Origin of the sequence: Pseudactinotalea sp., from assembly GCF_048594945.1 — a bacterium.
Classification (GTDB): Bacteria; Actinomycetota; Actinomycetes; order Actinomycetales; family Beutenbergiaceae; genus Pseudactinotalea.
In genome coordinates, this window is the sequence record NZ_JBMDXJ010000387.1 from 1 (window position 1) to 7,776 (window position 7,776).

General features: G+C 66.9%; 6 protein-coding genes. 5 read left to right on the forward strand and 1 reads right to left on the reverse strand.

The genetic code is table 11. From position 1 onward, the window contains the following. From ACOJSN_RS17480 to ACOJSN_RS17495, 4 genes are all read left to right on the forward strand, one after another. The coding region (locus ACOJSN_RS17480) for a peptidoglycan DD-metalloendopeptidase family protein (RefSeq protein ID WP_420113768.1) at positions 1-872 on the forward strand (872 nt) is incomplete at its 5' end. Positions 873-877: 5 nt separating this feature from the next. Further along, positions 878-1,579, forward strand: coding sequence for a hypothetical protein (locus ACOJSN_RS17485; protein WP_420113769.1), 702 nt, complete (start codon positions 878-880; stop codon positions 1,577-1,579). Continuing rightward, positions 1,576-2,280, forward strand: a complete 705-nt coding sequence (locus ACOJSN_RS17490; RefSeq protein WP_420113770.1) for an HNH endonuclease family protein — start codon at positions 1,576-1,578, stop codon at positions 2,278-2,280. Before ACOJSN_RS17485 ends, ACOJSN_RS17490 begins: the two co-directional genes overlap by 4 nt. Positions 2,281-2,297: 17 nt before the next feature. Continuing rightward, positions 2,298-2,801, forward strand: a complete 504-nt coding sequence (locus ACOJSN_RS17495) for a hypothetical protein (RefSeq protein ID WP_420113771.1) — start codon at positions 2,298-2,300, stop codon at positions 2,799-2,801. 731 nt (positions 2,802-3,532) lie between these two features. Here ACOJSN_RS17495 and ACOJSN_RS17500 read toward each other — a convergent pair. Next, positions 3,533-3,808, reverse strand: coding sequence for a helix-turn-helix domain-containing protein (locus ACOJSN_RS17500; protein WP_420113773.1), 276 nt, complete (start codon positions 3,806-3,808; stop codon positions 3,533-3,535). A gap of 229 nt (positions 3,809-4,037) precedes the next feature. Between ACOJSN_RS17500 and ACOJSN_RS17505 the strand changes: the two genes are divergently transcribed. Next, positions 4,038-7,776, forward strand: a 3,739-nt coding sequence (locus tag ACOJSN_RS17505) for a DEAD/DEAH box helicase (protein ID WP_420113772.1), incomplete at its 3' end; no start/stop codon positions are given.

Below are 7,776 nucleotides of genomic sequence, written 5' to 3' on the forward strand. Positions count from 1 at the left end.
GCGACGACGAGCCCGCCGCCGTCGACGTGGCCGGCCTCGGCGTGGTGACCTCCGAAGGCTGGAGCCACCCGATCCCGGGCGTGGTGACCTTCCAGGGCAACTACGGCCAGCCCCGTGGCGGCTACATCCACGCCGGTGAAGACCTCTCGGCCCCGTTTGGCACACCCATCTACGCCGCGGCCGCCGGGGTCGTCACCCGAGCTTCGTGCCTGGGCTACGCCGGCCGCTCGCCCTGCAACATCATCATCAACCACGGACCCGACGAGGCCGGCCGGATCATTGAGACCTGGTACGTCCACATGTACCAGGCCGGTGTACTGGTCACCCAGGGCCAGCAGGTCGCCGCAGGCGAGAAGATCGCCCTGACCGGCAGCAACGGTAACTCCACCGGCCCACACCTGCACTTCGAGGTCCACCTCGGCGGCTCCACCACCGACCCCACGGCCTTCATGGCCGCCCGGGGTGTCGACCTGCGTGACCCCTCCGCCTCGGCCGCACCACCCGTGACCGCCGACGCGGCGGGGATTCTGGAGTTCGCGCGCCAGCAGATCGGCAAGCCCTACCTCTGGGGTGCTGCCGGCCCGGACAGCTACGACTGCTCCGGACTGACATCGCAGGCCTACGACCACGCGGGCCTGGTGCTGCCACGGACCTCGCGCGAGCAGTACGTCGCCACCGACCGCGTCTCCGAAGGCGAGCTACAACCCGGAGACCTCGTCTTCTGGAGCAGCGACGGCACCGCCGATGGCATCTACCACGTCGCCCTATACGCCGGCGGTGGCCGCATCGTGCAAGCACCAGCACCCGGCAAGACCGTCGAGGAGGTGACCCTGTGGCGCGACAACTTGTTCGCATTCGGACGACTGCCCTGACCGCCGTGCTGCTGTGCCTGCTGACCACCAGCTGCGCCCCCAGCACCACCGGCAAGCACACCGTGGCACCAGCCGCCGAAGCAACTACGCCGGCCGCTGACTCGAACAGAACCGGAACCGAAGCCGAAGCCGACGCCGGGGGAGTCGGTGGGGCAGAGGCCGACTACGTCGACCCCGACGAGGTCATCGCACCCTTACCAACCCCCGAGCCCGATCCACCCGGACTGGATGATCCCGCCAGCCACGGCCTCACAGTGGGGGACGAGACCGCCGCCCTGGCTATAGCCCAGGAGTTCGTTACGACTATCTGGACCTGGGACTACACCGACGACACCGACCGCGCCGGACTGATCCGCGCGCTGGCGCTGACCACACCCGAGCTGCAGCAGCAGTTGCAGCCCTGGGTCGAGGAGCCGCTCTACGGCCCGCAGCAATGGCAACAGCTCGCCGCCGCTGCAGGCATCGGCTCCACCGCCGAGGTCCTCACCGCCGCGCCCGCGCCCGAGGGTGCCTTCGACGCCGACACCTACACCGTCCAGCTGATCTACCGCACCTTCACCTTCACCGAGCAGGGCTACTACACCGCCCGCGACGAGGATCCCCGCTACGCCACCGTGCAACTGACCCGCACACCCGGCGACGGCTGGCTCGTGGCGGCGATGCCGAACCTGGAAGCCGAGCAAGTCATCGAGAGGCCCAGCCCATGAACGACGGCGGCATCGCTGTTCTGAGCCGGTCGCGCGTGGCGAGGGCGGTAGGCACAGTGATCTGTCTGCTGATCGTCGTGCTGTTCGCGGTGGCGTTGCTGCGCGATCTGCGCGCGGACGCGGCACCCGACCAGGGTGCGACCACCGCCGTCAGCAGCAGCGAGCACGTCACGCAGCTCCTCGCGCAGCTGGAGGTCGCCGAGGCCGACTCCGGCGCCGGTTACGACCGCGACCTGCTGTTCGGCGACCAGTGGTTGCCAGTGGGGGAGTGCCACACCCGCGCGGTCGTGCTCGCCCGCGACCTGACCCATCCGCAGTTCTCGGCCCGAACCCCGTGTCGGGTCACCGGAGGCGACCTGCTCGACCCCTACACCGAGACCACGCTCAGCTACCAGCCCGGCACCGGCACCATCGAGATCGACCACGTCGTCAGCCTCTTCAACGCCTGGACCACCGGGGCACAGGACTGGGGCGCCGCCACCCGGATCGCCTTCGCCAACGACACCACGAACCTGCTCGCCGTCAGCGCTGCCGCGAACCAGGACAAGGGCGGGTCCGCCGCTGATGAATGGACCCCGCCTAGCGCGGCGTTCGACTGCTCCTACGCCGCAATCCAGATCAGCATCAAGCACACCTACGACCTGTGGGTCACCCCCACCGAGAAGCAAGCCCTCACCGACCTGCTCCAGCAGTGCCAGTAACCGAAAGGACCGCCGCCATGAGCACCCCCGCTGTCGACGTCACGCTGATCATTGGCCCCCGCACCAGGCACCTGTACGCCGGCTACGACACCGGACAGACCTGGAACGGCTCACCCGTGCTCGGCTTCACCCACGCCCAGCTGCAAACCTTCATCGAACAAGGCGACGGCACCGACGCCAACGGCTACGGCCTGACCCGCGACCCCGCAGACGGCTTCCGGGACGTCACCTCGGCCACCCAATCCGAACCTGTCCCCACCCTGACCCTGGATGACCTCGACGGAGACCCGATCACCGTCTACCTGCCAGCCGGGCGAATCTGGGACCTGCACGACGGCAACCCCGCCGACTCGCTCTACAACGCCGACCTCGAATGCACCGCCTGCGGCGCCCACCTGGCCAACCCGCACGACCCCTCCTGCGCCACCACCGAAGCCATCGACCAGCATCGCCACGACCTCCCCGTCTGGCAGCAGCAACCCCCGCCGAGCCCCACGCCCGACATCGGGCCCGACATGTGACATCCCTCTAGGCGCGCCCACAAGGGCCAGGCACGCTGTACCCAGTTCCCGAGCGTCCCTACTACCCGCGGCGGTTGCCGGATGCCCGGGAATCCTTCCGGATGCCGTACCGACGAATGCCGTTACGACGAGCCAGCTGCGACACACGACGCTCGGACAACCCAAAGTCAGCCGCGATCGCGCGGTACTGCTCGCCAGCCCGCACCCGCGCCAGGATCGCCTGATCCCGCTCCCTCAGGTCCGGCAGCCCCGCCGCGGCCAGGACGCAGGCACGGTCGCCGCAGGTAGCGCGTTTGCGGCCCAGAGCGCACCACCGGACGCCACACGAGGGACACTCCTGGACCACCAGCGCCGGCCCACGCCCAAACGCCCGTCCACCACCCAGCAGCGGGCGGCCGGCGTAAAACCGGGCGACATGCGCTGGACACAATCGGTGTTTCAGTGCCGCACGCCCACACCCACCGATCCGACACGCGCCCGGCTCCCCGATCAGCTCCAGATCAGGGTCTTGGTCCCGCGCCTCTGCGAGCCAGAACCCCAAAATCAGACGCGCAATCTCGCTGACAGGAAGCCCGACCGCGGGAGCGACGCGCGAGATCGGGACGCCGGCCGCGTGCCACGCCGCCGCCCGCGCCACCGGACCCGTCCCGTACACCAACATCGCTGCCTCCCAACGACTGAGCCTGAACGCCGATTCGCTCGACGCTGGCCACGACGAACGCGTTTTGGCGTCATCTCTCCGAGTTCGGCCGACCGCGACGGTCAGCGCTAGCCGGCTGCGCGCCCCGGGGACGCCGGCGGACACCGGCCTCATCGAGCGATCGGCGCACGGCGCTCTGCGACCGACCCGTCAGCTCGCCAAGCTCGCGCAGTGACCGACCAGCGGCGTACTCGGCGGCCACGAACTCACGAAGCCGCTGCCGCTGCTCGGGAGACTGGCCCTGCGTCCCCGCGGTTCCGACGAACTGCGGCAGCACACGCAAAGCCGGTCGACTCGGGTAGACCATCTCGACGCCGCTCAGCCCCAGCAACCGGGCGAGGTGAAAGGCGAGCAATACGAGTCATCATGTCGCTCGGAGTAGTTAGTCATGTTCGCGGTCGGCTTCCCACAATTCGGGCAGGCCCAATGCGGTCCAGGACAGGTGCGGCTGTTATGACCCTCAAACCCGCACTCACTGCACGCCATCGCGTCAGCCTACCGATCTACGAAGCCTCAGAACCGCCTAGCATGCCGTCATGCGGCGAGCGTCAACGATCGACATCGAGTACATCCTCGACAAGCTGTACCACTCAGCCACCGACGAACGCGACAAGGGTGACAAGTTCGAGCGGTTGATCAGGAAGTACCTCCTCGTAGAGCCGTTGTTCGCTGACCGATTTGACGAGGTGTGGCGCTGGAGCGACTGGCCTGAGCGCGGCAGCCGGCCTGACCGTGGCATCGACCTGATCGCACGCGAACGCGAGACCGGCGATCTGGTGGCGGTGCAGTGCAAGTTCTACGATCCCGCCCACTACCTGACCAAGCCTGACATCGACTCGTTCCTCTCGGAGTCCGGCAAGGAGCCGTTCCGATCGCGGCTGGTGGTCTCCACGACCGACCTGTGGAACACGGCGGCCGAGGCGGCTATCGCGGACCAGACAAAGCCGGTGAGCCGGATCGGGCTCAACGACCTAGTCGAGTCCGCGATCGACTGGGCACAATTCGACTTCGACACTCCCGAGGTGCTCACCACCAAGGGCCGCAAGCCGCCGCGTCCGTACCAGATCACTGCTCTACAGGCTGTGCGAGACGGGCTCGCCAGCGGTGATCGTGGCCAGCTGATCATGGCCTGCGGCACCGGCAAGACCATCACCGCCCTGCGGATCGCCGAAGACCTGGTTCCCCTGGGCGGCCGGGTGCTGTTCCTGGTGCCCTCCATCGCACTGCTGTCCCAGACCCTGAAGGAGTGGTCGACCGAAGCAGAGCACTCCCTGCGTACCTTCGCGGTGTGCTCCGACGTTAAGGTCGGGCGCACAGGCTCCGAGGACATGTCCGTGGTCGATCTGGCCATCCCCGCCACCACCAACCCGGCCAAGCTCGCCGAGCGCGCGAGCACTTCCGCCGATGGTCGGCTGACGGTGGTGTTCGCGACCTACCAGTCGATCGACGTGGTGGCCCAAGCCCAGCAGCAGGGATTGCCAGGTTTCGACCTGGTGATCTGCGACGAGGCACACCGCACCACCGGCGTCACCATCGCAGGAGCCGACGAATCAGCGTTCGTCCGGGTGCACGACCCCGCCTACCTGCAGGCAACCAAGCGGCTCTACATGACCGCCACTCCGCGGCTGTATGACGACAACTCCAAGGCCAAAGCAGGGCAGGCCAACGCCGTCCTGGCATCGATGGATGACGAGGACACCTACGGGCCCGAGTTCTACCGGCTCGGGTTCGGCCAGGCCGTCTCCGAGGGGTGGCTGACCGACTACAAGGTGTTGGTGCTCACCGTCGACGAAGGCGCCGTTGCCGAGACGTTCCAGCAGGACCTGTCCAGCAACGGTGAGCTGACGCTGCCCGACGTCGCAAAGATCGTGGGCTGCTGGAACGCCATGGCCAAGCGCATGGCGGGATCGGAGTCCTTCACGGCAGACCCCTCCCCGATGCGCACCGCGGTGGCGTTCGCTGCCAATATCAAGACCTCGCAACGGTTCGCCGACACCTTCGAGCAGATTGCCGGCACCTACCTCGACAAGATCCGCTACTCCGGCGAGGAGCTGGGCGACCGGGCGCTTGAGGCGCACGTGCAGCACGTGGACGGCACCATGAACATGCTGCGCCGCGGTGAGCTCATGGACTGGCTCAAGACTCCCGGCAAGGACGGGGCCAACGAGGCCCGCATCCTGTCCAACGCGAAGTGCCTATCTGAGGGCGTCGACGTGCCAGCGCTGGATGCGGTGATGTTCCTCAACCCCCGCAAGTCCGTCGTCGACGTCGTGCAGTCGGTCGGCCGGGTGATGCGATTGGCGCCCGGCAAGCAGTACGGCTACATCATCTTGCCCATCGCTGTGCCGGCCGGCTCCACACCTGAGGCGGCGCTGGCCGACAACGAACGCTTCCGGGTGGTGTGGGAGGTGCTTCAGGCGCTCCGTGCCCACGACGAACGCTTCAACGCCATGGTCAACAAGATCGAGCTGAACAAGGGCAAACCTGGGCAAGTCGAGATCTTCCACGTCCCCGGCGCCGGTGCCGGTGACAGGGACCAGGACGGCTCGACTCCAGTGTCGCCCGTCGCTGTGCAGCCCACTCTGGAACTAGAAGCGCTCGAGGACTGGCGGGAAGCTATCTACGCCAAGATCGTCCAGAAAGTCGGATCCCGCCGCTACTGGGAGACCTGGGCCAAAGACGTCGCCCAGATCGTGGAGGCCCACACAGCCCGGCTGCACGCGACGATCGCGAACCCCGCCACACCGGAACTGGCAGACCGGTTCGAGGAGTTCGTCGAGGCCCTCAGAGCCAACCTCAACGACTCCATCACCCGGGATGGGGCAATCGACATGCTCTCCCAGCACCTAGTGACCCGCCCGGTCTTCGACGCGCTGTTTCCGGGGTATGCGTTCACTCAGCACAACCCAGTGGCCACCGTGATGCAGACGATGCTCACCGCGCTGGAGGGCTCGCACCTTGAGGCCGAAACCGAGTCCCTGGAGGGCTTCTATGAATCCGTGCGGATGCGCGCCGCCGGCATCGACAACGCCGCCGGCAAGCAGAAGGTGATCGCCGAGCTGTACGAGAAGTTCTTCAAGCTCGCGTTCCCACGCATGGCTGACTCCCTCGGCATCGTCTACACCCCAGTGGAGATCGTCGACTTCATTCTGCGGTCAGTCAACGACCTGCTAGTCACCGAATTCGGCACCACCATCAGCGCCGAAGGAGTCCACGTGCTGGACCCCTTCACAGGTACCGGCACGTTCATCACTCGGCTGCTCGCCTCGGGGCTGATCGAGCCCGAGGACCTGGCTCGCAAGTACACCAGCGAGCTGCACGCCAACGAGATCACCCTGCTCGCCTACTACATCGCGGCAGCGAACATCGAGGCCACCTACCGGGAACTCACCGCTGGCTTTGACGCTCAGACCCCTGCCGGGGGAGTGGGTGCTTCCGCGGAAGGTACCGCGGCCGAGTGGGTTCCGTTCGGCGGGATCGTGCTCGCCGACACCTTCCAGATGACCGAGCACGAGGACACCCTGGACCAGGGATTCTTCGCGAAGAACTCCGAGCGGGCCGAGCGTCAACTCGGCCTCGACATTCGCGTCATCGTCGGCAACCCGCCCTACTCAGTCGGGCAGAGCAGCGGCAACGACAACAACGCCAACCTGCGCTACCCGACCCTCGACGGTCGGATCGAGGACACCTACGCCAAGCGCTCGAGCGCGACGAACAAGAACAGCCTCTACGACTCCTACGTCCGAGCGATCCGTTGGGCTAGCGATCGAATCGGCGACGCCGGCGTGGTCGGGTTCGTCACCAACGGCGGCTTCATCGACGCCAACACCGCCGACGGACTACGTAAGACCCTCGCCGACGAGTTCAGCGCGCTCTACGTCTACAACCTGCGTGGTAACCAGCGCACCGCCGGGGAACTGTCCCGAAAGGAAGGTGGCAAGGTCTTCGGCGCCGGATCGCGGAACACCGTGGCCATCACCTACCTCGTGAGGCGACCTGACGGCCCCGCAGCCGCGGCCCGTCGGTACCGCGACATCGGCGACTACCTCACACGAGAAGAGAAGCTCGCCATCGTCGCCAGCGACCACCTCGCGTCGGTCGAATGGGAGCCGATCACACCCAACGCCGCCGGTGACTGGATTAACCAACGCGGGGACGACTTCGAGACCTACCAACTGCTCGGTGAGAAGTCTGGAGAGGACGCGGTCTTTGGGCTCTTCTCCGGAGGTGTCAAGACCAACCGCGATGCGTGGGTCTACAACTTCAGCGCCGACC

What these genes read in the sequence shown, in the direction of transcription:
- ACOJSN_RS17490 (WP_420113770.1), top strand. Translation starts at nt 1,576, where the DNA reads ATGAACGACGGCGGCATCGCTGTTCTGAGCCGGTCGCGCGTGGCGAGG.
- ACOJSN_RS17495 (WP_420113771.1), top strand. Translation starts at nt 2,298, where the DNA reads ATGAGCACCCCCGCTGTCGACGTCACGCTGATCATTGGCCCCCGCACC.
- ACOJSN_RS17500 (WP_420113773.1), bottom strand. Translation starts at nt 3,808, where the DNA reads ATGGTCTACCCGAGTCGACCGGCTTTGCGTGTGCTGCCGCAGTTCGTC.